Here is a 22779-nt window from a genome sequence, read left to right on the forward strand (position 1 = left end):
TTCTAGGGAGGCCGCATGCACCGCCTCGGCCTGCGGCCTGGCCTTTGTACCGATGTTCGTGTGAAGCGCGCCATCTGCGGGCAAAATGTGTCGATGGACACGTCCAAGCGTGAGATTGCCGCTGCAGCAGCCCGCCTCGTGGTCGAAGAGGGGCTGGAGTACGGCCCGGCCAAGCGCAGGGCGCTGCGCGACCTGGGCCTGTCGTCACGCACTTCGCTGCCCAACAACGACGAGGTCGAGGCCGAGGTCCGCGATTACATCGCGCTCTACTGCGCCGACACCCAGCCGCAAGAACTGCATGCCTTGCGGCTGCTCGCGCTCGAATGGATGGAGCGCATGGCCGCGTTCCGTCCGCATATTGGAGGCGCCGTCTGGCACGGTACCGCCACGCGTCTGTCAGACATTTATATTCAATTGTTCTGCGATGATTCCAAGTCCGCCGAAATTGCACTGATCGACCATCACGTGGACTACGAGCCGCGGATGGTGACCGGTTTTCATGGCGAACAGGTGGAGGCGCTCAGCGTGCACGCCGCGAGCCGTGCGCTGGGTGAGGAGATCGGGGTGCACCTGCTGGTGTACGACCTCGACGATCTGCGCGGAGCGCTTCGGCCCGACGCCCAGGGCCGCGTGCCGCGTGGCGACCTGGCTGCGCTGCGCCGGCTGATTGAAAGAGAAAAGGACAAGTGAATGACTTCTTCGCCCACACGGCGCCGCCTTCTTTACGGCGGCGTGGCGGTTGCGGCCGCAGCGGCGGGCCTGGGCGGCGCGTGGTGGCGTGAGCGCGGCAGCGGCGCGAAGGGCGAAGCCCTCGACGCCGCTTTCTGGACCCAGCGTTTCGAGCGTCCCGAGGGCGGCGAACTGGTGTTTGCCGATCTGCGCGGCAAGCCGCTCCTGCTTAATTTTTGGGCAACGTGGTGTCCTCCCTGTGTGGAGGAAATGCCGATGATCGACCGCTTCTTTCGCGAAAATGGCGCGAACGGCTGGCAAGTTGTTGGCTTGGCAATCGATCAACCGAGCGCTGTCCGCAAGTTTCTCCAGAAGATGCCAGTCAGCTATCCCACCGGATTGGCTGGCCTGCAGGGAACCGAACTGGTAAAAAGCCTCGGAAATACGGCCGGCGGTTTGCCCTTCACGCTGGTTCTCGGCAGTGATGGAACCGTGGCGGCTCGTAAAATGGGCAAGCTCGAATCCGCTGACTTGGATGCTTGGCGGCGTGAACTGGTTCACGGTTAGAATCAGATACACCTCGGCATTCGCCGCCAATCGCTAAAAATCACCGATTTTTAGCCCAGTTACATCCTAATGACCGGCAAAGTCGGCACTGGAGCCTCATGGATCTGCGCAAACTCAAGACACTGATCGATTTGGTGTCGGAATCCAATATTTCCGAACTGGAAATCACCGAAACTGAAGGCAAGGTTCGCATCGTCAAGGGCGGCGGTGCCGCCCCCGTGCAGTATGTGCAAACCGTGGCGGCAGCACCGGCAGCGGCCCCCGCGGCAGGCGCTCCGGCGGTGCCCGCGATTGCCAGCGCGCCGGCGCCCGAAGCCGCGCCTGCAGGCCACGCGGTCAAGTCGCCGATGGTCGGTACCTTCTACCGCTCGTCCAGCCCGGGCGCTCCGGCTTTCGTCGAGATCGGCAGCAAGGTCAACGAGGGCGACACCATCTGCATCATCGAAGCGATGAAGATCCTCAACGAAATCGAAGCCGACAAGTCCGGCACGATCACCCAGATCCTCGGCGAAAACGGTCAGGCGGTTGAATACGGCCAGCCGCTGTTCATCATCGAGTGACCATGTTCAAGAAGATCCTGGTTGCAAACCGGGGGGAAATTGCCCTCCGGATCCAGCGCGCCTGCAGTGAGCTCGGCATCAAGGCCGTGATGGTCTATTCGGAAGCCGATCGCGACGCGAAGTACGTCAAGCTCGCGCAGGAGGCCGTTTGCATCGGCCCGGCGCCGTCGTCGCTCAGCTATCTCAACATGCCGGCGATCATCTCGGCGGCCGAAGTGACCGACGCCGAGGCCATCCACCCCGGCTACGGCTTCCTGAGCGAAAACGCCAACTTCGCCGAGCGGGTGGAGCAGAGCGGTTTCCAGTTCATCGGCCCGACGCCTGAAAACATCCGTGTCATGGGTGACAAGGTCTCGGCCAAGCAGGCCATGATCAAGGCCGGCGTGCCATGCGTGCCGGGCTCCGAGGGCGAGCTCTCGGACGACGCCACCACCAACAAGCGCATTGCCCGCGCCATCGGCTATCCGGTCATCATCAAGGCGGCCGGCGGCGGCGGTGGCCGCGGCATGCGTGTGGTGCACACCGAAGCGGCGCTGATCAACGCGATCCAGATGACCAAGGCGGAAGCTGGCGCTGCATTCAGCAATCCGGCCGTGTACATGGAGAAATTTCTCCAGAACCCCCGCCACGTCGAGATCCAGATCCTCGCCGACAAGCACAAGAATGCGGTCTACCTGGGCGAGCGCGATTGCTCCATGCAGCGCCGCCACCAGAAGGTCATCGAGGAATCGCCGGCGCCCGGCATTCCGCGCAAGCTGATCGAGAAGATCGGTGAGCGTTGCGCCGCGGCCTGCAAGAAGATCGGCTATCGCGGCGCCGGCACCTTCGAGTTCCTCTACGAAAACGGCGAGTTCTATTTCATCGAAATGAACACGCGCGTGCAGGTGGAGCACCCGGTGACCGAGTTCACCACCGGCATCGACATCGTGAAGACGCAGATCATGGTGGCGGCGGGCGAGAAGCTGCCGTTCACGCAGCGCCAGATCGAGATGCGCGGCCACGCCATCGAGTGCCGCATCAACGCCGAAGACGCCTGGAAGTTCACCCCGTCGCCGGGCCGCATCACCATGTGGCACCCGCCGGGCGGCCCTGGCGTGCGCGTCGATTCGCATGCGTACACCAACTACTTCGTGCCGCCGAACTACGACTCGATGATCGGCAAGATCATCGTCTACGGCGACACGCGCGAGCAGGCCATGGCCCGCATGCGCACGGCGCTGAACGAGACCGTGATCGAAGGCATTCAGACCAACATCCCGCTGCACCGCGAGCTGATGGTCGACGCCAAGTTCATGAGCGGCGGCACCAACATCCACTATCTGGAAGAGTGGCTGGCGGCGCACAAGCGCTGAATGGCACCACGGCATGTTTGAACTACGCCTCATGGCGCCGGAAGACCGGGTCGAGATGCTCGGCGATGCGCTCGACGCGCTCGATGCGCTGAGCGTGTCGGTCGAAGACGCCGACGCCCAGACCGATGCCGAGCAGGCGTTGTTCGGCGAGCCCGGCATGCCGCCGCCCAAGGAAGGCTGGCAGCGCTCGCGCGTGATCGCGCTGTTTGCCGACGAAGCGCTTGCCAAAGAGGCTGCGTCGGTGCTCGCGCTGCAGGATTTCTTCGAAGGCTGCCAGGTGCTCGGCGTGGCGTCGGTGCCCGAGCAAGACTGGGTGCGGCTCACGCAATCGCAGTTTGCGCCGGTCGAGATCACGCCCGAGTTCTGGATCGTCCCTACGTGGCACGAGCCGCCCGAACAGGCAAAGCAGGTGATCCGCCTGGACCCGGGGCTTGCCTTCGGTACCGGCACGCACCCCACCACGCGCATGTGCCTGCGCTGGATCGCCAAGCAGGGCGCGTTTGCCGGCCAGCGCGTGCTCGACTACGGCTGCGGCTCCGGCATCCTCGCGATTGGCGCGGCGAAGTTCGGTGCGCCCGACATCGACGCCGTCGACATCGACGAAGCGGCCGTTTCGTCGACCCGCCTCAACGCCGAAGCCAACGGCGTGCGCCTGAACGCCGGCCTGCCTGAAGCAGCCAAGGGCCAGTACGGCACGGTGCTGGCCAACATCCTGGCCACGCCGCTCAAGGTGCTTGCGCCACTTTTGTGCAGCCACGTGGCGCCCGGTGGATCGCTGGTGCTGGCCGGCATCCTCGAGCGCCAGGCCGACGAGCTGAAGCAGGCCTATGCGCCGTATGCAGCGCTCGAAGTCAGCGACAGCGAGGACGGCTGGATCCTCATGACGGCGCGCTGCTGAGGACGCAGCGAGCCGTTCGTGTCGCCCTGATTCCCCTGGCGCGGCGAGGGCCCAACCCTACAATCGCCCGGTCATGAGCCTTGTCACGCGCTGCCCCGCCTGCACCACCACCTTCAAGGTGGTTCGCGACCAGCTCCGCATCTCGGATGGCTGGGTGCGTTGCGGCCGGTGCAGCCACGTGTTCGACGCCACGCTCGATCTGCACGAGGCACCCGACGCCACCCCGGTGGCCGGCGCGGCTTCGCTGCCGCCATCGTCGGCGCCTGCTGCCAAACCCGAGCCACTCGAGCGGCCTTCCGAGGAGTCCCGGCGCGCAGTCGAAGACGCGGACTTCTTTGACGACGAGCCCGAGCGTGGCGAGGCATTGGGAGCTTCCGCCCCGGTGCCGCCCGGCGAGCAGATCGAGGCGCCATCGGCGGCGCCGGTGTCCGAGTCCGAATCATCGCCGGCTCCAGCGCCCGCATCCGCTTCGGCTTCCGCGTTGGCCTCTGCCTCGGTCCTGCCGGCACACGGCATCGTCGCGGACGAGCTGTGGTCCGACTTCGAAGCCAACGAGCCCGAGTGGCGTCCTCCGCCCAGCTCGCTGCCGCCGTTTCCGAACATCGACCTGAATCTTGGGGCTCCTCCCTCGCCCCCGCCGCCTCCGTCGCCGCCCTTGCCGGCCCTGCGCCTCAAGGCCCGCGAGCTGGTGGCCTCGGCCAGCGACGAGAACGAGAAGCACGAACCTGCGCTGGACCGCGACCAGGTGCAGATGCAGAAGGCGCTGCGCCGGGCGCGCATCAAGTCCGCCAAGATCGCCGGCGCCAAGGCGCGGGACGAGCGCGCCGCCGCCAAGGCATCGGCCTCGATGGTGCGCGAGGCGAGCGAGCCCGACCCGGTCCTCTTGCCGCTCCCATCGCTGCGCGACGACGCAGAAGAAGATTCCGAACGGCTTCCGCTCTTCGGCGGCGAGGAGCCGGGTCGCGATGCCACGGGTTTCTGGCAGCGCAGCGCGGTGCGGCGTTGGCTCTGGCTTCTTGCGGTGCTTGCCGTCCTGCTGTTTGCCGTCCAGGTCTTGCGGCACGAGCGCGACGGCATCGTGGCCCGCCAGCCGAACCTTCGTCCGGCGCTTGCCGCGCTGTGCGGTTTTACCGGCTGCGAGCTCACGGCATTGCGCCAGATCGGCGACGTCGTGATCGAGGGCGCCGCCTTCGCGCGCGAGAAGACCGGCAACAACGACTACCGGCTGAGCTTCACCCTGCGCAACGGCGCCACGGTTCCGCTGGCCATGCCGGCGGTCGAGCTTTCGCTGCTCGACTCGCAGGAGCGCGCCGTGCTGCGCCGCGTGTTGACGGCCACGGACTATGGCGCGCCGGCGGTGCTTCCGCCGCGCGCCGAGCAGGCCGCGTCGCTGCCGCTGGCCTTGTCCGCCACGGAGGCGGCAACGCTGCCGCCCATTGCCGGCTACCGCGTCGAAGCGTTCTATCCTTGAGCCGGGCTCGCGTTCGCCCCGCTCTTTTTTCATCCCTTCCCAACCAACGGTTCACCCATGGCAGCAGTGATTTGCGGTTCCCTCGCGTTCGACACCATCATGACTTTCGAGGGCCGGTTCGCCGACCAGATCCTTCCGGACCAGCTGCACATCCTCAATGTGTCGTTCCTGGTGCCGGGCCTGCGGCGTGACTTCGGCGGCTGCGCCGGCAACATTGCCTACAGCCTGAACGCGCTGGGCGGCACGGCACTGCCGATGGCCACGCTCGGCAGCGATGGGGCCGACTACCTGGAGCGCATGCGCGGGCTGGGCATCAGCACCGAGTTCGTGCGCCAGCTGGACGACACCTTCACGGCGCAGGCGATGATCATGAATGACGTCGACAACAACCAGATCACCGCGTTCCACCCCGGCGCGATGCAGCAGGCGCACCTCACCAAGATCGCCGCCCGAGAAGACATCCGCGTCGGCATCATCGCGCCCGACGGCCGCGAGGCGATGCTGCAGCACGCAGAACAGTTCGCCGCCGCCGGCATCCCGTTCGTGTTCGACCCGGGCCAGGGCCTGCCGATGTTCGATGGCGAGGCGCTGAAGCATTTCGTCGAGCTGGCGAGCTGGGTCGTCGTCAACGACTACGAAGGAAAGATGCTGTCGCAGCGCACCGGCTGGAGCCTGGCCGAGATTTCGAAGCGCGTGCGCGGCCTGGTGGTCACGCTGGCGGGCGAGGGGTGCGAGGTCTGGACCGACGGCGAACGCGAGCATGTGCCGGGCGTGACGCCCACCGCCGTGGTCGAGCCCACCGGTTGCGGCGATGCCTGGCGTGGCGCGCTGCTGTTCGGCCTGGAAAAGGAATGGCCGCTCGCACAGTGCGCGGCATTGGGCAACCGTATCGGCGCGCTCAAGATCGCGCAGCGCGGGCCGCAAAACTACCAGATCGACAGGCAGGCGCTCGGCCTCTGAGTCGCCTCTCTGTTAGGCGCCCACAAAAAAAAACCCGACACCGTGAGGTGCCGGGTTTTTTGCCGACAAGGCCGCTGAGAAGCTCAGGGCTTGCTGGCCGTAGGAAACGGCCAGGCTGCCTGCGGGTTCAGCGTCGTTTGCGCAGCAGGAGCAGGCGCTGCGGCAGGGGCTGCCTTTGCAGCCTTCTTCGCAGCAGGCTTCTTGGCAGCAGCGGCAGGCTTGGCAGCGGGCTTTTTCGCGGCTTTCTTGGCCGCAGCCTTTTTGGCAGGAGCCTTCTTGGCGGCAGCCTTCTTCGCAGGGGCCTTCTTGGCAGCGGCCTTCTTTGCCGGAGCCTTCTTCGCCGCCGCCTTCTTGGCAGGAGCCTTCTTCGCCGGAGCCTTCTTGGCAGCGGCCTTCTTGGCCGGAGCTGCCTTCTTCGCGGCTACCTTCTTCGCAGGCGCCTTCTTGGCGGCTACCTTCTTCGCTGCGACCTTCTTGGCCGGAGCCTTCTTCGCAGCTACCTTCTTGGCGGGAGCCTTCTTAGCGGCCGCGACCTTCTTTGCCGGAGCCTTCTTTGCAGCGGCTTTCTTAGCCGGCGCTTTCTTTGCAGTTGCCATTTCTATTTCTCCTTGATCAAGTTGAAAAAATCAACCTATTGAAGCACTCCACGCACGTTGGTAGCGTGAAGCGATTCATGGCGTTGGAATCTGAGCCCCAGCACCATGAACACCTGAGCCCTCGTCCATGCCGCGCTCTTCGGCGCGATCGGTGGCAAGGGCAATTCTTGAATTCATTAATTCTTGTCGGAAAGATTCAATCCCACGAGAGCGCGCCGCCCGATTGGTACTCGATCACGCGGGTCTCGAAAAAGTTGCGCTCTTTCTTCAGGTCAATCATCTCGCTCATCCAGGGGAACGGGTTTTCCTCGTTCGGGAAGAGCGTTTCGAGGCCGATCTGCTGTGCCCGCCGATTGGCGATGTAGCGCAGGTAGCCCTTGAACATGGAGGCGTTCATGCCGAGCACACCACGCGGCATGGTGTCTTCGGCGTATTTGTACTCGAGCTCGACGGCCTTCATGAAGAGGGCCTTGATCTCCGCCTTGAACTCGTTGGTCCAGAGGCCGGGGTTCTCGAGCTTGAGCTGGTTGATCAGGTCGATGCCGAAATTGCAGTGCATCGATTCGTCGCGCAGGATGTACTGGTACTGCTCGGCGGCGCCGGTCATCTTGTTCTGGCGGCCCAGCGCGAGGATCTGCGTGAAGCCGACGTAGAAGAAGAGGCCCTCCATCAGGCAGGCGAACACGATCAGCGACTTGAGCAGCGTCTGGTCGGTTTCGTGCGTGCCGGTCTTGAAGTGGGGGTCGCTGATGGCGTCGATGAACGGGATCAGGAACTGGTCCTTCTCGCGGATCGACGGCACTTCGTTGTAGGCGTTGAAGATCTCGCTCTCGTCCAGGCCGAGCGACTCGACGATGTACTGGTATGCGTGCGTGTGGATCGCTTCTTCGAATGCCTGGCGCAGCAGGAACTGGCGGCATTCGGGCGCCGTGATGTGGCGGTAGGTGCCCAGCACGATGTTGTTGGCGGCCAGCGAGTCGGCGGTCACGAAGAAGCCGAGGTTGCGCTTGACGATGCGGCGCTCGTCTTCGGTCAGGCCGTTCGGGTCTTTCCACAACGCGATGTCGCGCGTCATGTTCACCTCTTGCGGCATCCAGTGGTTGGCGCAGGTGGCCAGGTACTTTTCCCAGGCCCACTTGTACTTGAACGGCACCAGCTGGTTGACGTCGGTCTGGCCGTTGATGATGCGCTTGTCGGAAGCCTTGACGCGCTGCGCAGCGACGGGGGCTGCGGTGGGCTGCTGTGCAATCGACGAAGTCGGAGCGTCCACCGGTCGGCCTGCGGTCATGCCGCTGGTCGATGCGTGGTGTTGCTGCAATCCTTGTTGCATATCCTTTGATAAGGAGGGCTTGACTTCTTCGTCCCAGGTCAACATAGAAAAATCCAATGCTCGATTATCGGAGCAACGATGTGAGTTGCAAAGTGCTCGTTCACATCGCGCTCCATTTATGTGGTTGTTATGTTGCTCTCATGCATCGCGCGATGTCAGTCGATGCCGTGATCGACTGAGAGTTCGCGCGTCGTGCATGCACCTCTCTCTGACTTCACTGACGCGTCATTGGCATGCTTCGCAAGTCGGATCGTCGACGCCGCAGAACGCGATGTCGGTCGCAGGCATCGCACTCATCTGCGCCTTTGCTGCGGCTGCTGCGGCTTCGAGCGCGCTCATGCCCGAGGATGCATCGCTGCCCGACGACACCGCGTTGAGGCGGCCCGATTGCACGGTCGACTTTTCGGCGTGCGTCGCGCTCTGTGTGCGCAGGTAGTAGGTCGTCTTCAGGCCGCGCAGCCATGCGAGCTTGTAGGTGTCGTCGAGCTTCTTGCCCGATGCGCCGGCCATGTAGATGTTGAGCGACTGCGCCTGGTCGATCCACTTCTGGCGACGCGAGGCGGCTTCGACCAGCCACGTGGTCTCGACTTCGAACGCGGTGGCGTAGAGCGCCTTCACGTCTTGCGGCACGCGGTCGATCGGGCGCAGCGAACCGTCGAAGTGCTTCAGGTCCATGACCATCACGTCGTCCCACAGGCCCAGGCGCTTCAGGTCGCGCACCAGGTAGTGGTTGATCACGGTGAATTCGCCCGACAGGTTCGACTTGACCGAGAGGTTGCCGAAGCAGGGCTCGATGGACGCGTCGACGCCGATGATGTTGGAGATGGTCGCGGTCGGTGCGATGGCCACGCAGTTGGAGTTACGCATGCCGTCGGCCTTGATCTTCTGGCGCAGCGCGTCCCAGTCGAGCGTGGACGAGCGGTCGACCTCGACGTAGCCACCGCGGGCCTGCTCGAGCAGGTCGAGCGTGTCGATCGGAAGAATCCCCTTGTCCCACAGCGAGCCCTTGTAGCTCGAGTACTTGCCGCGTTCGCGGGCCAGGTCGGTCGATGCCCAGTAGGCGTGGTAGCAGATGGCTTCCATCGACTCGTCGGCGAACTGCACGGCTTCCTGCGAGGCGTAGGGAATGCGCAGTTCGTACAGCGCGTCCTGGAAGCCCATCAGGCCGAGGCCCACCGGACGGTGGCGCAGGTTCGAGTCGCGCGCCTTCTTCACGGCGTAGTAGTTGATGTCGATCACGTTGTCGAGCATGCGCATCGCGGTCGAGATCGTCCGCTTGAGCTTCTCCTGGTCGACCTTGCCGTCCTTCAGATGCTGCAGCAGGTTCACCGAACCCAGGTTGCAGACGGCGGTTTCGGTGTCGCTGGTGTTCAGCGTGATCTCGGTGCACAGGTTCGACGAGTGAACCACGCCGGCGTGCTGCTGCGGCGAGCGCACATTGCAGGCATCCTTGAAGGTGATCCAGGGATGGCCGGTCTCGAACAGCATCGTGAGCATCTTGCGCCAGAGGTCCGACGCCTGGATGGTGCGGGCGGGCTTGATCTCGCCGCGCGCGGCCTTTTCTTCATAGGCCACGTAGGCCTTCTCGAAGTCGGCGCCGAACAGGTCGTGCAGGTCGGGCACGTTCGAGGGCGAGAACAGCGTCCAGGTGCCCTTTTCCATCACGCGGCGCATGAACAGGTCGGGGATCCAGTTGGCCGTGTTCATGTCGTGCGTGCGGCGGCGGTCGTCGCCGGTGTTCTTGCGCAGCTCCAGGAACTCCTCGATGTCGAGGTGCCAGGTTTCCAGGTAGGTGCAGACCGCGCCCTTGCGCTTGCCGCCCTGGTTCACGGCCACAGCCGTGTCGTTCACCACCTTCAGGAACGGCACCACACCCTGCGATTCGCCGTTGGTGCCCTTGATGTGGCTGCCGAGCGCGCGCACGCGGGTCCAGTCGTTGCCCAGGCCGCCAGCGAACTTCGACAGCAGCGCGTTTTCCTTGATCGACTCGTAGATGCCGTCCAGGTCGTCGGGCACGGTGGTCAGGTAGCAGCTGGACAGCTGCGAGCGCAGCGTGCCGGCATTGAACAGCGTGGGCGTGCTCGACATGAAGTCGAAGGACGACAGCACTTCGTAGAACTCGATGGCGCGGGCTTCGCGGTCGATTTCGCCGAGCGAGAGGCCCATGGCCACGCGCATGAAGAAGGCCTGCGGCAGCTCGATGCGGTTCTTGCGCACGTGCAGGAAGTAGCGGTCGTACAGCGTCTGCAGGCCGAGGTAGTCGAACTGGTTGTCGCGCTCGGCCTTGAGCGCGGCGCCCAGGCGGGGCAGGTCGTACTGCAGCAGCTTTTCGTCGAGCAGCTCGTTCTCGACGCCCTTCTTGATGAACTGCGGGAAGTAATCGGCGTAGGTCTGCGCACGCTCGGTGGGCATGACTTCGCGGCCGATGATCTCCTTGAAGATCGTGTGCAGCAGCAGGCGGGCGGTCGCGAAGGTGTAGTCGGGATCCTTCTCGATCAGCGTGCGGGCGGCCAGGATCGAGGCCTTGTAGACCTCGTCGAGCGGCACGCCGTCATACAGGTTGCGCATCGTCTCGGCGACGATCGGCGCGGCGGTGATGCCGTCGCCGAGGCCCTCGCAGGCCGATTCGATCAGGCCCTTGAGTTCGTTCAGGTCGAGCGCGACGCGTTCGCCGCCGTCCAGCACGTGCAGCAGCGGCGTGGCCGGCGCTTCCTGCGCGACCTGCTTGGAGCGCTCTTGCGTGCGGCGTTCACGGTACAGCACATAGGCGCGCGCGATTTCGTGGTGGCCGCCGCGCATCAGGCCGAGTTCGACCTGGTCCTGCACGTCTTCGATGTGGAAGGTGCCGCCGCCCGGACGCGAGCGGACCATGGCGCGGATCACGCCTTGCGTGAGTGCGTCGACCGTCTCGCGCACGCTGGCTGAAGCCGCGCCCTGGGTGCCGTGCACCGCCAGGAAGGCTTTCATCATGGCGATGGCGATCTTGTTGGGTTCGAAGGGAACCACGGCGCCGTTGCGGCGAATGATCTGGTAGTTCGCGAGGTTCTGGGCGGTGGTGGAGCCCGCGGTGTCGCGTTGCTGGGACGGCGTGGAGGGAACGGCACGCGGGGTCGATGGGGTGTTCAGGGCAGTTTGCATTCGCTTCCTCTCGGTTGGCAATTCTTGTTGGGTGGCAGCGCCTTGGTCGGGCGTTGCGCCGGCGTTGTTGGCCGGACGGAGGACACTATATCTAGGGTGTAGAGGGTCTACAAGCCACTACAGGTAGTGTTTTGTGGAAGTTTAACCCCTACGGGTATTTCTCTAGGATTCGGCATACGGCCATCGGTGCCGCGTGAATACTGGCTTATGGTCGCGCAGGCCGCATGGGGCGTGGCCTGCCGGACGATTTGGGCCTGCAAGGCGCATGGTTGCTACGCTGCGCGTCGGCGTTTGAGAAACGGAGTCGACGCAAGCACAGCGCATCGCAGGGCGCCGCGCGATTAAAAAAATTAACGCGGGACCGCCTGCTCGGGAAACATTTGCAAGTCCCAGCCGAGTTGTCCGCGCAGCAACTGCCAGTCGAAGCCCGCGCCAGGGTCTTGCTTGCGACCCGGTGCGATGTGCTCGTGGCCGGCGATGTGGGCAATGGCGTAGTGCTGCGCGATGGCGGCACAGAGGCTGGCCAGCGTTTCGTATTGCGCCTCTTCGAAACGTTCGCCTTCCAGGCCTTCGAGTTCGATGCCGATCGAATCGTCGTTGCAGTTCTGGCGGCCGCGCCACGACGACGCACCGGCGTGCCAGGCACGGTCGTCGCAGCTCACGAACTGCCAGAGCTCGCCATTGCGCCGCACGTAGAAATGCGAGGAAACCTCGAGGCCGCGGATGGATTGGAAGTAGGGGTGCGCGTCCCAGTCGAGCTGGTTGGCAAAAAGCTGTTGCACCGCATCGCCGCCGTATTCGCCGGGCGGCAGGCTGATCGAATGCAGCACGATCAGATCGGTCTGCGCGCCCGCGGGCCGCGGACCGAAATTCGGCGAGCGCAGCGCCTTGGCGAAGCGATACCAGCCGGCGTGCCAGAGGCCGTCGCCGTGGCTGCCCGCGCTGGCCGGTGCGTCAGTCGTCGGCATGGCTGGCGGCACCTTCGTCGCCGTTGGGCGTGGTGATGCCCAGCCGCGCGATGCGGTAGCGGATCTGGCGCAGGCTCATGCCGAGCCGCGCCGCGGCCGCCGTGCGGTTGAAGCCGCTTTCGCGCAGCGCGCGCACGAGAATCTCGCGCTCCTGCTGGTCGAGGTAGGCCTGCAGGTCGGAGGGAAGGGCGGCGGGCCTGGACTCCGCAACCGCGCTTGCGGCCGTAGCGGGTGCGGGAGGGGATTCGCCGTCGGCCGCCAGCGAAGAAGACAGGGGCGAAGGCGCGGTTGCCGCACCGGTCGAATCGGCCGGCGCCGCGGCAGGCTGTCCTCCCGCCGTCAGGTCGAGGTGCAGTTCGTCGCCGTCGTTCAGCGCCACGGCGCGATGCAGCAGGTTCTCGAGTTCGCGCACGTTGCCGTCGAGCGGATGCTGTGCCAGGCGGCGCAGCAGATCGGCGGACAGGTGGGGCACCGGCAAGCCGCCGTCCTGCGCAATGCGCGCGAGCAGCGCGGCGCAAAGCGCGGGCAGGTCTTCGCGCCGGTCGCGCAGCGCGGGCACCGCAATCTCGATCACGTTGAGCCGGTAGAACAGGTCTTGCCGGAAGCGGCCGGCCTGGACTCCCGCATGCAGATCCTTGTGCGTGGCACTCACGATGCGCACGTCGACCGCGTCTTCCTGCGTGGAACCGATCGAGCGCACGCTGCGCTCCTGGATGGCGCGCAGCAGCTTGGACTGCATTGCGAGCGGCAGGTCGCCGATCTCGTCGAGGAACAGCGTGCCGCCGCGCGCGGCCTGGAAGTAGCCGTCGCGGTCTTGCGACGATCCGGTGTAGGAGCCCTTGCGGGCGCCGAAGAATTCGGCCTCGAGCAGGTTCTCGGGAATGGCGCCGCAGTTGACCGCGACGAAGGGACCTTCGCTGCGCTGGCTGCAGGCGTGCACGGCGCGCGCCACCAGTTCCTTGCCGGTGCCCGATTCGCCGCGCACCAGCACCGGTGCCATGCCGCGCGCCACCTTGGCGATGCGCGACTTGACGAGCCGCATCGGCTCCGAGTCGCCCACCAGCCGTTGGAGCGCCGCGATGCCGCTGCCCGGAATGGCGGGCGCATCGGTGCGTTCGCCCGTTTCCGCGGGCGCGGCCCGCACCGCCTTGGTGGGCAACGCCTGCTGCGCCTGCACGGCGGAGGCGACCACCGCGCGGAACTGCTTGAGATCGACCGGCTTGGTCAGGTAGTCGAACGCGCCGGCCTTCAATGCCTCGACCGCGTTCTCGGCGGAGCCATAGGCCGTCATCACGACGCAACGCTCGCTGCGCTGGTTCTTCTGGATGCGATGGATGATTTCCATGCCCTGCCCATCGGGCAGCCGCATGTCGGTGATCACCGCATCGAAATGCGCAGCCTCGAGATGCTGCCAGGCTTCGGAGACGCTCCCGGCGGCCTCGACGCGATAGCCTTCGCGCAGCAACGTCAGCTCGTACAGCGTGCGCAGGTCGGGTTCGTCGTCGATGACCAGGATGTTGGCCGGACGCTGCAGGGAAGGAGGAGGAGTGCTCACGGCGCTATTGTGTCAGCCGGTTTTCGCTTGGCGCAAAGCTGACGAAGAATTCGTTGCCTTCAGGCCCGCCCGCGACGAGCGCGCGCCGTTCGTAGCCGATGGTGGCGCCATGGCGCCGGCACAGCTCGCGGCACAGGAAGAGGCCGAGCCCGCTGGAGCGGCTCTCGGATGAGAAGAAAGGTTCAAACAGGTGGCGTTGCACCGCCGGCTCCAGCGGCGCGCCGTCGCTCCAAACTTGCAGGCTGGGTCGGCTGGAGCTGCCGCGCTGCATGGTGGTGACGACCTGGATCGAGCCTTCCCGGTTGCCGGCGTAGCGCGCCGCGTTGTCCAGCAGGTTCACGAGCAGGCGGCGCAGGTGCTCGACGTCGAAGCGCACTTCGCTGTCGGCGGCATCGAGCGTGATCAGCACGCCCTGGCGGTGCGTCTGGCGCACCCATTCTTCGGCCAGCGCGCGCACCGCAGGGTCGAGCGCGACCTGCTCGCCGAGCGAGAGCACGCGCTGCTGGCGCGCGCGCGAAACATCGAGCACGTCGTCCACGATGCGAGCGAGCCGCTGCGCGTTGTGCTGGACCATGCTGGTCAACTTGCGGTGCGCGGGATCAGTGAGGTCTTCGTTGAGCAGGGCACTGGCCTGCGTGATCGCGGCCAGCGGGTTGCGTATTTCATGCGCCACCGCGGCCGACATGCGGCCCATCGCGGCGAGCTTTTCGGTGCGGATGCGGGCCTCCAGTTCGCGCAGGTCCTGCAGGAACATCACGCACAGGCTGTCGACGCGCTGGTCGCTGGTGGGCGTGAGCCGCGTGCGCACCCGCACTTCGCGCGCGGCGCCGCGGGCTTGCGCCACGGGGATTTCTTCGCTTTGCGGGGCGCGGCGCGCAAAGGTCTGGCGCGCCAACGCCGCCAGTGCGTGCCAGGCCGGCTGCGCATGCAGTGCAAACGGGAGGGCGAGCCGGGCCAGGCCTTGTCCGAGGATGGCGTCGGCCGCCGGATTGGCCGCATGCACCATGCCCTCGGCGTCGATCACCAGCACGCCTTCGCTCAGTGTCTCGATCACCAGGTCGTTGACCTGCGCCTGCATCTGCGCGCTGCTGCGGTTGCGCAGCGCGGTTTCTTCTTCGCGCGCGAGCCGGCGCGCCAACTCGTGCGCCAGCAGGGCCACGACGAAAAGGCCGGTGCCGGTCAGCGCCGCCTGCACGAAGCGGGTGGAGGAATCGCCGGGCTGCTGCAGCCAGTGCCAGCCCGCGTCGGCCAGCAGCAGCAGGGTGACCGTGGCCGTGGTGCCCAGGCCCACGGTCACCGTGCCGAGCACCGCGCTCATGAGCACCGGCAGCGCGAACAGCGGCGTGTAGTTGATGTTGCCGCCCTGGAGCACCTGGAGCGCGGTGAAGGTGCCGAGGTCGATGCCGATGGTGATGAACCACAGCGCCGCGAAGCCCCGGATCGGTGGCGCGAAATGCGCGTAGCGGGCGCCCAGCCAGGTGGCGATCAGGTAGCCGGCCGAAAGCGCGATGGCCAACGGTTGCATCGTCTGGCCGAGCGCCAGTGCCACGCCCTGTAGCAGTACGAGCACCACTGCAACGAAGCAGCGCGCCGCCATGAAGCCGCGCCACAAGCGCAGCAGCGCGGCGCTCTCGCTGCGCCCCGGCTCGAGCAAGTCCCAGTCGGTGGCGGCCTCGCCTTGCGGCCAGAGGGAAGAACTCATGGAGGCGCGGCGCTCGTTCAGCCGCGCTCGGCGGCCTGGCGGTGCGCCGCACTGCAGTAGACCGCGTCGCCTGGGCCCCCGATCGCGTCGCTCGCGGGCAGGTGCAAACCGCAATGGGCACAGCGCAGCATGGCCTGCGGAGCCGCCGGTGCGGCAGGCGGCCGCTGGGCGCGGGCCGCCTCCTGCTCGCGCTGGGCCTCGCGCATTTCCTCCCGGCGGTTCTTGCGCCAGAGCCAGATGGCCACCCAGAGCACCGCCAAAACGAGCAGGTACTTCATGATGTGCCGCGCGCCAGCACCACTTCGAGCACGAAGCGCGAGCCCACGTAGGCCAGCAGCAACAGGACGGAGCCGGCGTAGAGCACGCGCCGCGCCGTGCGGCCGCGCCAGCCGAAGCGCACGCGGCCGATCAGCAGCACCGCAAAGCTGATCCAGGCGAGCACCGAGAACACCGTCTTGTGGTCCCACTTCCACCCGCGGAACGACGCGCCATACAGCGTTTCGCTGAACAGCAAGCCTGCGAGCAGCGTGGCCGAAAGCAGCACGAAGCCGGCCATCACGAAGCGGAAGGTGAGCCGCTCGAGCGTGAGCAGCGGCAGGCCCGCCTGCGGCTCGGTGGCCAGGCGGATCTGCTTTTCGGCCCGCGTGATCAGCCACGCATGGACCACGGCGGCGCCGAACAAGCCATAGGACGCAATGCCGAGCGCAAGGTGCAGCGGCAGCCAGGGCGATGCCGAGACGTGCAGCGGCGTGCCTGGAAACAGCACGCCGAGCAATACGGCCGCCGCCCCCAGCCCGGCCAGCGCGCGGCGGACCTTCATCTGCGGGTACATGCTGCTTTCGACCGCATAGACGGTGAGCACCAGCCAGGCGGTAACAGAGAGCGCGGGCGCAAAGCCGAAGTGGGGCTGGCTGCCGACCAGGCCGTGGCCCAGCACCGCGGCATGCAGCAGCCACGCCAGCCCGAGGGCCCATTGGGTGGTTTTTCGGCTCAGCCGGGCACCTGCGGCAGCGGCAAACCCGTAGGCAGCCGCGGTGGCGATGCCCAGCGCCACCGCGAGTGGGGAGGGGATCGCTAAAATCATCGCTAGAGTTTATCTCCCCCAGGCGTGCGCACTTTCCTCGTGCCGCAGTAACCGGCCGATCTCCAGTTTCCGACTTTCCATTGACCCGCCGCGGCGGGCAGCAAGGCATCCCTTTCATGGCCACCGCCCTCACAGAAAAGTTCTCCCGCCTCGTCAAGACGATGAGCGGCCAGGCGCGCATCACCGAAAGCAACGTGCAGGACATGCTGCGCGAAGTGCGCATGGCGCTGCTCGAGGCCGACGTGGCGCTGCCCGTGGTGCGCGACTTCGTGGCGCGCGTCAAGGAAAAGTCGCTCGGTCAGGAAGTGCTGGGCTCGCTCAAGCCGGGCCAGGCGCTCGTCGGCATCGTGAACCGCGAACTCGCCGCCACCATGGGCGAGGGCGTGTCGGACATCAACCTTGCAGCCCAGCCGCCCGCGGTGATCCTGATGGCCGGCCTGCAGGGCGCGGGCAAGACCACCACCACCGCCAAGCTGGCCAAGCACCTGATCGAGAAGCGCAAGAAGAAAGTGCTCACCGTGTCCGGCGACGTCTACCGTCCCGCCGCCATCGAGCAGCTCAAGATGGTCACGAAGCAGGCCGGTGCCGAATGGTTCCCGAGCACGCCGGACCAGAAGCCGCTCGACATCGCGCGCGCCGCGCTCGACCATGCCAAGCGCCATTTCTTTGACGTGCTGCTGGTCGACACGGCAGGCCGCCTGGCGATCGACGAAGTGCTGATGACCGAGATCAAGCAGCTGCATGGCGCGCTCGATCCGGTCGAAACCCTGTTCGTGGTCGACGCGATGCAGGGCCAGGATGCGATCAACACCGCCAAGGCCTTCAAGGACGCGCTGCCCCTCACCGGCATCATCCTGACCAAGACCGACGGCGATTCGCGCGGTGGCGCGGCGCTGTCGGTGCGGCAGGTGACGGGCGTGCCGATCAAGTTTGCCGGCACCAGCGAGAAGATCGACGGCCTCGAGGTGTTCGACGCCGAACGCCATGCGGGCCGCATCCTGGGCATGGGCGACATCGTCGCGCTGGTGGAGCAGGTCACGGCCGGCGTCGACGTGGCGGCGGCGCAGAAGCTCGCGGCCAAGGTCAAGAGCGGCGCCGGCTTCGACCTGAACGACTTCCTCGGCCAGCTGCAGCAGATGAAGCAGATGGGCGGCCTCTCGAGCCTGATGGACAAGCTGCCGCAGCAGATGGCCGCCAAGGCCACGGAGGCCGACATGACCCGTGCCGAGCGCGACATCCGCCGCAAGGAAGGGATCATCCAGAGCATGACGCCGCTCGAGCGCCGCAAGCCCGAGTTGCTCAAGGCCACGCGCAAGCGCCGCATCGCGGCCGGCGCAGGCGTGCAGGTTCAGGAAGTGAACCGCCTGCTCAACGAGTTCGAGCAGATGCAGGGCATGATGAAGAAGATGAAGGGCGGCGGCCTCATGAAGATGATGAAGCGCATGGGCGGCATGAAGGGGATGGGCGGGATGGGCGGCCCGGGCGGTCCGAAGCTGCCGTTCTGAGTCTCCGCACACACATATATATAGACAGAAGCCCGCCGGGGCATGCCACGGCGGGCTTCGTCGCTTTCAGGTCTGCACTTCGTAGACCATGTCGTGTGCCTCGATCGGCGCCGGCAGCTCCCAGCGATGCAGCATCCGCTCGATGCCCGCGTTCGAGAGCGTCGTGTCGCGCTCGCGGTTGCGGCGCATCAGTTCCGGGTGCGGCACCTCCAGGTACACCAGCTCGATCTGCGCGTGGTACGCCCAGAGCAGGTCCAGCGTCTTGGTGCGCATCTGCTGGCTCAGGTGCGTGGCATTCCAGACGAAGCGCTCGTGCTTGCGCAGCAGCGCCTTGGCCTGATCGACGGCATGGTGCGCGGCCATGCCATCGTTTTCGCCATGCTTGAGGCCCAACTCGGCACGCGCATCGTCGAAGGACACGACCGGCCAGCCCTTGCGGTGCTGCGCCACCCAGTGGTTCTTGCCGCTCGCGGGCAGGCCGCACATCACCGTGACCTGCGCGCCCGGCTGCTGGAACAGTGGGTAGTCGGGGCTGGTGTCGGCGCCGCGGAAATAGGCAAGGCGCGTGTGTGCATCGGCCATCTTGCGCGGGCCGTTCCAGCAGCCTTCTTCCTGCGCCAGTTGCTCGAAGAGCGCGATGTCGGCCAGGCTGTCGGCGCGCTTTTCATAGTGGCGCCCGAGCATGTCGCAGCGCGCCACGCAGCACAGGTCGGGCAGACTCAGCTCCCACGAGAGCCTGTGCACCAGCCATTCGGGCCGCTCGCCCTTGCGCGAGGCGAAGGCGTGGAACGGCACCTGGTGCACCGCGATGATCCGGCACACGGCTTCGCGCAGCGCGAACGGCACGCGGGCCTTCCACATCAGCACGCGCACGTCGACTGCACCGCGGCGCGAATGGCCGGGCTGGCCGATGCGGCCGCTGGCTTCGTCGATCACGGTGGTGTCGGGCTTGGCGATGTCGTGCAGCAGGCAGGCCATGAAGAGCACGAAGCGGCCGTCGGCGTCGGCGCGCTGGAAGTGCGCGTCTGCCGTCAGCGCATCGAGCACCATGCGCGTGTGAATGCCGACGTTGCCTTCGGCGTGGTAGTACGGGTCTTGCGGCGTCTCTTCGAGGCGCAGCAGGGCCGGCAGCAGGTCGCAGCACTGGGCCCAGTCATAGCCCTGCGTGCGCATGGGGACCAGCGCGCGCAGATCGTCGTAGGTCATCGCGGCCTCCTTGTCGTTGTTGTCAGATCGATGGGGTCGCGCAGCGTGCGCAGCCCCAGGTCTTGCCAGCGCACTTGCGGCGCCGGTGCATAGAGATCCGCGCCCGGCGCGAGCTGGTTGGGCAGTACCGGCCGGCGGCTGTGGTGCGAGCCCGAGTCGAGGATGGTCTGAACGAAATCCGGACGCACCCACTTGTAGCGGCCGGTCACCTGGCCGTGCGACTCAGTCTTGAGGTACAGGCCCTCGGCCAGGTCGGACAGGTCGGTCTGTTGCCGCACCAGGTCGAGCGGCTGGCCTTCCTGCGTCACGGCTTGTTCGAAAGCCTCCTTCCAGCCAGCGCTGCGCGCGAGCGACGGTTGCACGAGCGAGCGCAATGCTTTCGCGTGGCGCGGCATCTCGCCGTCGTAGAGCACCGGAACTGAAAGGACCGGGCTGCCCTCGAGCAGCGCATGCCGCGCCGGCGTCGACAGGAAGCACTGTGCCTGCCGGTCGTAGAGGTCGAACTCCAGAAAGAACGCGGGCAGCCGGTCGTACCAGCAGCTGTGCTTCGCAAAGCACCACTCGCCGTACATCACGTAGCGGTCTTCGAGCCGCTCCAGCAGCACCGCTTCATGCGCGGCTGCCCAGTGCTTGAACAGGTTGAACTGGCGCTCGCCGGCGCCGCCCGCAAGGTAGTGGCCGCGTGACTGCAGCAGCAGTTCGCCCGCCGAGGTGAACGACACCGCCGCGTTGGCGCCATCGAGCTTTTCCTCGATGACCACGTGCTGGCCGTGCAGCGCGGACAACGGCGTCTGGCCGTCGTCGGTATCGCCGGCCTGCAGGCGCGAGCCTTCCAGATGCGCGGTACGGGGGTACTTGAGCAGCGGAATCGATGAGAGAGAAGAGAGAGGGAACACGTTGTTCTCCAGATGCAAATCAGGAAGAACCGACAACGTGCGGGAGCGAAGCTGGAAAGAGGGTCGACTTCAGCGGCCGGTGGGCCGTGCCTGGTCAGCGGGATGCGCAGCTTGGCGCCCGACATGACCAGTGAAGTGGTGTTGTCGGCGTCAGAAGGTGGTGACGGCGAATCGGGGCACTTGGCGCTCCAGGGGATCGAGGGATCCGTGGGTTGAAAAAGAAAGGCGCGATTCTAGCCACGCGCCATGAAAAAAGCCGACCCTGAGGTCGGCTTTTTGCGAGCTTGTGTCTTCAGCGCATCAGGCAGTCGCCAGCGCCGCGGGGCGCGCCAGGCGCAGCGCATGCATCCAGGCGCGGCGCAGCACGGCCGGCGAACGCGATTCCTCGGGAATCAGCAGATAGCCGCGGTCGCGCAGCGACGTGCCCAGTGCGATCTGGCTGGTCAGCACCGTGAGCGGAATGGCCAGCAGCAGCGGCAGGCCCACCGGCATGAGCCAGATCAGCGCGCTCGGATCGATCATTGCGACGCCGAGAGCCAGCGCGCCGACCACCAGGCTCATGGGAGCGAGCTGCGACATGGCGACCTTCCACGGCACCGCAGCGGCTTCGCGCGGGGGCGACTTCCAGTCGAGCTTGATGCCGGTGAGGGCGACCAGCACGAACAGCGAGTGGGCCAGCATGCGAACCGGCGCCTGCACGATGGCCAGGCCGCTTTCGAGCGCCGAGCTCTTCACCAGGCCCCACAAGCCGCCGTACTGGCGTTGCTCGCCGCGCATCAGCACGGCAGCGATGCCGAGCACGCGGGGCAGGAACAAGAGGCACAGGGTCCAGACCCACAGGCCGGCCAGTTCCGCCGGCAGCACGCTCCAGCTGGAGATCAGGCTCGAGCCGCTCAGCCACAGCGCGGTGCCGAGCGTCAGGAACGCGAGCCACAGCGGTGCCGAGACGTACGCCATGGTGCCGGTCACGAACATCGCACGGTGCACCGGGTGGATGCCGGGCTCGGCCATCAGGCGGGCGTTCTGCAGGTTGCCCTGGCACCAGCGGCGGTCGCGCTGCAGTTCGGCCAGCAGGTCTGGCGGTTGCTGTTCGTAGCTGCCGACCAGGTCGGCGCAGAGCCACACGTTGTAGCCGGCACGGCGCATCAGCGCGGCTTCGACGAAGTCGTGCGACATGATGCCGCCCGACATGCCGCCGGTGCCCTTGATGGGAGCCAGTGCGCAATGCTTCATGAAGGGCTCGACGCGGATGATCGCGTTGTGGCCCCAGTAGTGCGATTCGCCCAGTTGCCAGAACTGCATGCCCAGCGTGAACAGGCGGCCCGTCACGCGGGAAGCGAATTGCTGTGCGCGGGCATGCAGCGTCACGTGGCCGATGGCCTGCGTGGCGGTCTGGATGATGCCGGCGGTCGGATTGGCTTCCATCAGCTTGACCATCGAGGTCAGGCAGTCGCCGCTCATCACGGAGTCGGCGTCGAGCACGACCATGTAGCGGTAGTCCTTGCCCCAGCGGCGGCAGAAGTCGGCCACGTTGCCGGCCTTGCGGTGCGTGCGGCGGGTGCGCAGGCGGTAGTAGACCTCGACCTGCGGCTGGTTCGGGCTGTCGGCCAGCGCGGCGCGCAGGTCTTCCCAGGCGGCGCGCTCGGCGGCGGCGGTTTCGGGGTTGTAGCTGTCGGACAGCACGAACACGTCGAACTGCCTGGCGTGGCCGGTGGTCGCAACCGATTCGCAAGTGGCGCGCAGGCCGGCGAACACCGTGGCAACGTCTTCGTTGCAGATCGGCATGATGATCGCGGTGCGTGCTTCGGGGTTCATCGGGTGGTGGGCCACCTGCTTGACCGAGAGCGCGTGCTTGTCACCGCGCACCGAGACGTAGAAGCCCATCAGTGCGGTGACGAAGCCGGTGACGACCCAGCCCGAAAGCAGACCGTACAGGCCGATCTGGCCGTATTCGAGCCAGACGTTGTCGTAGTCGGGTTGCACGCCGGCAAACAGCGCGGACGCGATCACAGTGCTCAGCAGCGTGAGCGCCATGAATGCGAAGCGGCGCTGCGCCGCGGCACGCTGCCACGGCTGCTTGATCTGTGCGCCGGCTTCGGCGGTCTCGGCTTCCGGCTTGCCGCCGGCGCCGAGCTTGACCAGCACGGCGGTGCCCAGGCTGTTCCAGAAGCCGCGCCAGGGGCGGGGCGCCATGGAGCCGCGGTTGACCGGCGGAGCGGTCACGGCATTGGGATGGCGTTCTTCGCGCACCGGGCTGCGGTGCGAAAAGTCGGCTTCGGTCAGCACGTTCAGTTGGGAGAAGTCGTTTGGCTTCATGTGTGA

Annotated in this window: 19 protein-coding genes; 8 read left to right on the forward strand and 11 right to left on the reverse strand. The window is 66.2% G+C overall.

Annotation, left to right across the window (positions count from 1 at the left end):
• Positions 1-93 precede the first annotated feature (93 nt).
• The 7 genes from ACJ7Z0_RS20435 (at position 94) to ACJ7Z0_RS20465 (ending at position 6477) form a co-directional block, all read left to right on the forward strand.
• Positions 94-690: a hypothetical protein gene (locus tag ACJ7Z0_RS20435; RefSeq protein WP_431124745.1), complete on the forward strand. Its 597-nt coding sequence runs from the start codon at positions 94-96 to the stop codon at positions 688-690.
• Positions 691-1236, forward strand: a complete 546-nt coding sequence (locus ACJ7Z0_RS20440; protein ID WP_431124742.1) for a TlpA family protein disulfide reductase — start codon at positions 691-693, stop codon at positions 1234-1236.
• A 98-nt stretch (positions 1237-1334) separates the two neighbouring features.
• On the forward strand, positions 1335-1796 hold the full coding sequence (gene accB, locus ACJ7Z0_RS20445) for an acetyl-CoA carboxylase biotin carboxyl carrier protein (RefSeq protein ID WP_434791300.1): 462 nt from the start codon (positions 1335-1337) through the stop codon (positions 1794-1796).
• A 2-nt stretch (positions 1797-1798) separates the two neighbouring features.
• Positions 1799-3148, forward strand: a complete 1350-nt coding sequence (gene accC, locus ACJ7Z0_RS20450) for an acetyl-CoA carboxylase biotin carboxylase subunit (RefSeq protein ID WP_012746099.1) — start codon at positions 1799-1801, stop codon at positions 3146-3148.
• 13 nt (positions 3149-3161) lie between these two features.
• The gene (prmA, locus tag ACJ7Z0_RS20455) at positions 3162-4046 is read left to right on the forward strand and encodes a 50S ribosomal protein L11 methyltransferase (protein ID WP_434791301.1); all 885 of its coding nucleotides are present in this window, start codon (positions 3162-3164) and stop codon (positions 4044-4046) included.
• A 73-nt stretch (positions 4047-4119) separates the two neighbouring features.
• Positions 4120-5517, forward strand: coding sequence for a zinc-ribbon and DUF3426 domain-containing protein (locus ACJ7Z0_RS20460; RefSeq protein WP_434791302.1), 1398 nt, complete (start codon positions 4120-4122; stop codon positions 5515-5517).
• Between the two features lie 57 nt (positions 5518-5574).
• Positions 5575-6477, forward strand: coding sequence for a carbohydrate kinase family protein (locus ACJ7Z0_RS20465; RefSeq protein ID WP_431124733.1), 903 nt, complete (start codon positions 5575-5577; stop codon positions 6475-6477).
• Between the two features lie 83 nt (positions 6478-6560).
• Here the strand turns inward: ACJ7Z0_RS20465 and ACJ7Z0_RS20470 are convergent, their stop codons facing one another.
• The 8 genes from ACJ7Z0_RS20470 to ACJ7Z0_RS20505 all read right to left on the reverse strand — a co-directional run bounded on the left by ACJ7Z0_RS20470 (position 6561) and on the right by ACJ7Z0_RS20505 (position 16850).
• Positions 6561-7073, reverse strand: coding sequence for a histone H1-like DNA-binding protein (locus tag ACJ7Z0_RS20470; RefSeq protein WP_093021970.1), 513 nt, complete (start codon positions 7071-7073; stop codon positions 6561-6563).
• A gap of 196 nt (positions 7074-7269) precedes the next feature.
• Positions 7270-8448 carry a ribonucleotide-diphosphate reductase subunit beta gene (locus ACJ7Z0_RS20475; RefSeq protein WP_434791303.1) on the reverse strand — a complete coding sequence of 393 codons (1179 nt, stop codon included), beginning with the start codon at positions 8446-8448 and terminating at the stop codon, positions 7270-7272.
• Positions 8449-8628: 180 nt separating this feature from the next.
• Entirely contained in the window at positions 8629-11541 is a 2913-nt protein-coding gene (locus ACJ7Z0_RS20480) for a ribonucleoside-diphosphate reductase subunit alpha (protein WP_434791304.1), read from the reverse strand.
• Positions 11542-11891: 350 nt separating this feature from the next.
• Complete coding sequence (gene ampD / locus ACJ7Z0_RS20485) at positions 11892-12509, reverse strand: 1,6-anhydro-N-acetylmuramyl-L-alanine amidase AmpD (protein ID WP_434791305.1); 618 nt, start codon at positions 12507-12509, stop codon at positions 11892-11894.
• Positions 12496-14064 (reverse strand): sigma-54-dependent transcriptional regulator, encoded by a 1569-nt coding sequence (locus ACJ7Z0_RS20490; RefSeq protein ID WP_434791306.1) that lies wholly within the window; start codon positions 14062-14064, stop codon positions 12496-12498. The genes ampD and ACJ7Z0_RS20490 overlap by 14 nt, the downstream gene beginning before the upstream one ends.
• A gap of 4 nt (positions 14065-14068) precedes the next feature.
• Positions 14069-15766, reverse strand: coding sequence for a two-component system sensor histidine kinase NtrB (locus ACJ7Z0_RS20495; protein ID WP_434791307.1), 1698 nt, complete (start codon positions 15764-15766; stop codon positions 14069-14071).
• A gap of 17 nt (positions 15767-15783) precedes the next feature.
• On the reverse strand, positions 15784-16044 hold the full coding sequence (locus ACJ7Z0_RS20500) for a PP0621 family protein (RefSeq protein ID WP_431124718.1): 261 nt from the start codon (positions 16042-16044) through the stop codon (positions 15784-15786).
• The gene (locus ACJ7Z0_RS20505; protein ID WP_434791308.1) at positions 16041-16850 is read right to left on the reverse strand and encodes a cytochrome C assembly family protein; all 810 of its coding nucleotides are present in this window, start codon (positions 16848-16850) and stop codon (positions 16041-16043) included. The genes ACJ7Z0_RS20500 and ACJ7Z0_RS20505 overlap by 4 nt, the downstream gene beginning before the upstream one ends.
• 116 nt (positions 16851-16966) lie before the next feature.
• Here ACJ7Z0_RS20505 and ffh point away from each other — a divergent pair, with 116 nt between their 5' ends.
• Positions 16967-18355, forward strand: coding sequence for a signal recognition particle protein (gene ffh / locus ACJ7Z0_RS20510; RefSeq protein ID WP_021005679.1), 1389 nt, complete (start codon positions 16967-16969; stop codon positions 18353-18355).
• 66 nt (positions 18356-18421) lie between these two features.
• Here the strand turns inward: ffh and ACJ7Z0_RS20515 are convergent, their stop codons facing one another.
• The 3 genes from ACJ7Z0_RS20515 to mdoH all read right to left on the reverse strand — a co-directional run bounded on the left by ACJ7Z0_RS20515 (position 18422) and on the right by mdoH (position 22773).
• Complete coding sequence (locus ACJ7Z0_RS20515) at positions 18422-19561, reverse strand: AAA family ATPase (RefSeq protein ID WP_434791309.1); 1140 nt, start codon at positions 19559-19561, stop codon at positions 18422-18424.
• Positions 19558-20457 carry an RNA ligase family protein gene (locus tag ACJ7Z0_RS20520; protein WP_431124712.1) on the reverse strand — a complete coding sequence of 300 codons (900 nt, stop codon included), beginning with the start codon at positions 20455-20457 and terminating at the stop codon, positions 19558-19560. The genes ACJ7Z0_RS20515 and ACJ7Z0_RS20520 overlap by 4 nt, the downstream gene beginning before the upstream one ends.
• Before the next feature lie 300 nt (positions 20458-20757).
• On the reverse strand, positions 20758-22773 hold the full coding sequence (gene mdoH / locus ACJ7Z0_RS20525) for a glucans biosynthesis glucosyltransferase MdoH (protein WP_434791310.1): 2016 nt from the start codon (positions 22771-22773) through the stop codon (positions 20758-20760).
• Positions 22774-22779: the final 6 nt, after the last annotated feature.

Source organism: Variovorax palleresanus, from assembly GCF_051144945.1.
GTDB classification, from domain to species: Bacteria; Pseudomonadota; Gammaproteobacteria; order Burkholderiales; family Burkholderiaceae_C; genus Variovorax; species Variovorax paradoxus_S.

What these genes read in the sequence shown, in the direction of transcription:
- ACJ7Z0_RS20435 (WP_431124745.1), top strand. Translation starts at nt 94, where the DNA reads ATGGACACGTCCAAGCGTGAGATTGCCGCTGCAGCAGCCCGCCTCGTG.
- ACJ7Z0_RS20440 (WP_431124742.1), top strand. Translation starts at nt 691, where the DNA reads ATGACTTCTTCGCCCACACGGCGCCGCCTTCTTTACGGCGGCGTGGCG.
- accB (WP_434791300.1), top strand. Translation starts at nt 1,335, where the DNA reads ATGGATCTGCGCAAACTCAAGACACTGATCGATTTGGTGTCGGAATCC.
- accC (WP_012746099.1), top strand. Translation starts at nt 1,799, where the DNA reads ATGTTCAAGAAGATCCTGGTTGCAAACCGGGGGGAAATTGCCCTCCGG.
- prmA (WP_434791301.1), top strand. Translation starts at nt 3,162, where the DNA reads ATGTTTGAACTACGCCTCATGGCGCCGGAAGACCGGGTCGAGATGCTC.
- ACJ7Z0_RS20460 (WP_434791302.1), top strand. Translation starts at nt 4,120, where the DNA reads ATGAGCCTTGTCACGCGCTGCCCCGCCTGCACCACCACCTTCAAGGTG.
- ACJ7Z0_RS20465 (WP_431124733.1), top strand. Translation starts at nt 5,575, where the DNA reads ATGGCAGCAGTGATTTGCGGTTCCCTCGCGTTCGACACCATCATGACT.
- ACJ7Z0_RS20470 (WP_093021970.1), bottom strand. Translation starts at nt 7,073, where the DNA reads ATGGCAACTGCAAAGAAAGCGCCGGCTAAGAAAGCCGCTGCAAAGAAG.
- ACJ7Z0_RS20475 (WP_434791303.1), bottom strand. Translation starts at nt 8,448, where the DNA reads ATGTTGACCTGGGACGAAGAAGTCAAGCCCTCCTTATCAAAGGATATG.
- ACJ7Z0_RS20480 (WP_434791304.1), bottom strand. Translation starts at nt 11,541, where the DNA reads ATGCAAACTGCCCTGAACACCCCATCGACCCCGCGTGCCGTTCCCTCC.
- ampD (WP_434791305.1), bottom strand. Translation starts at nt 12,509, where the DNA reads ATGCCGACGACTGACGCACCGGCCAGCGCGGGCAGCCACGGCGACGGC.
- ACJ7Z0_RS20495 (WP_434791307.1), bottom strand. Translation starts at nt 15,766, where the DNA reads ATGAGTTCTTCCCTCTGGCCGCAAGGCGAGGCCGCCACCGACTGGGAC.
- ACJ7Z0_RS20500 (WP_431124718.1), bottom strand. Translation starts at nt 16,044, where the DNA reads ATGAAGTACCTGCTCGTTTTGGCGGTGCTCTGGGTGGCCATCTGGCTC.
- ACJ7Z0_RS20505 (WP_434791308.1), bottom strand. Translation starts at nt 16,850, where the DNA reads ATGATTTTAGCGATCCCCTCCCCACTCGCGGTGGCGCTGGGCATCGCC.
- ffh (WP_021005679.1), top strand. Translation starts at nt 16,967, where the DNA reads ATGGCCACCGCCCTCACAGAAAAGTTCTCCCGCCTCGTCAAGACGATG.
- ACJ7Z0_RS20515 (WP_434791309.1), bottom strand. Translation starts at nt 19,561, where the DNA reads ATGACCTACGACGATCTGCGCGCGCTGGTCCCCATGCGCACGCAGGGC.
- mdoH (WP_434791310.1), bottom strand. Translation starts at nt 22,773, where the DNA reads ATGAAGCCAAACGACTTCTCCCAACTGAACGTGCTGACCGAAGCCGAC.